General features: G+C 46.3%; 1 protein-coding gene. It reads left to right on the top strand.

Features of this window, described 5'->3' with window-relative positions; translation table 11 throughout:
* Positions 1–188: 188 nt before the first annotated feature.
* The coding region (locus R7Z50_RS24930) for a UvrD-helicase domain-containing protein (protein WP_318149408.1) at positions 189–1,018 on the top strand (830 nt) is incomplete at its 3' end.

Below are 1,018 nucleotides of genomic sequence, written 5' to 3'. Positions count from 1 at the left end.
AGATAGGAAGGTGAGTGAAAAACGTTCAGGGAAATTGTTTTGGAGAATGCTTTTTGATGGTTTGATTTACATAACTGATTGAATGGATGAGTAAAAAATCGTCGAACTTTTTATCTAGTTTTGTCTCAACACACCCTAGTTGTTTAGGTTATAATCTATTTTTATGTATAAATAACCAGTAGCTCATCATGATGGATCCATCTCTATTACTCGACGGTTTGAACGACAAACAGCGTGAAGCCGTTGCAGCACCTCTAGAAAACTTGCTCGTCCTTGCTGGTGCAGGGAGTGGTAAGACTCGTGTTCTTGTTCACCGTATCGCTTGGTTGATGTCGGTAGAACAAGCGTCTCCGTTCTCAATCATGTCGGTAACCTTTACCAACAAAGCGGCAGCGGAGATGCGTGGCCGTATTGAAGAGTTGATGATGGGCAGTGCGTCAGGCATGTGGAATGGTACCTTTCACGGTATTTGTCACCGCATTTTGCGCACGCACTATCTTGATGCCAAGCTACCGGAAGATTTTCAAATCATCGACAGCGACGATCAACAACGTTTACTGAAGCGTTTGATCAAAGCACAAAATCTGGATGAAAAGCAGTGGCCTGCACGCCAAGTGGCTTGGTGGATTAACGGCAAAAAAGACGAAGGTCTGCGCCCAGCACATATCGATGCATACCACGATCCTGTGACCAAAACCTACTTGCAGCTATACACCGCTTATCAAGAAGCGTGTGACCGTGCAGGTTTGGTCGACTTTGCAGAAATTCTGCTTCGCGCTCATGAGCTACTGCGCGATAACAAGTTTGTCCGAGAGCACTACCAGGCACGCTTTAAACACATTCTGGTTGACGAGTTCCAAGACACCAACAATATCCAATACGCTTGGCTACGCATGATGGCGGGGCCTGAGTGTCATGTGATGATTGTGGGTGACGATGACCAATCGATTTACGGTTGGCGCGGAGCAGAAGTCGAAAACATTGAGAGATGCACCCATGCATTGCCAAGCGTAACCAC

It is taken from the genome of Vibrio sp. 1249-1 (genome assembly GCF_033340495.1).
The sequence above is the reverse complement of the archived record's forward strand: the minus strand, read 5'-3'. Positions and strand labels throughout refer to the sequence as shown.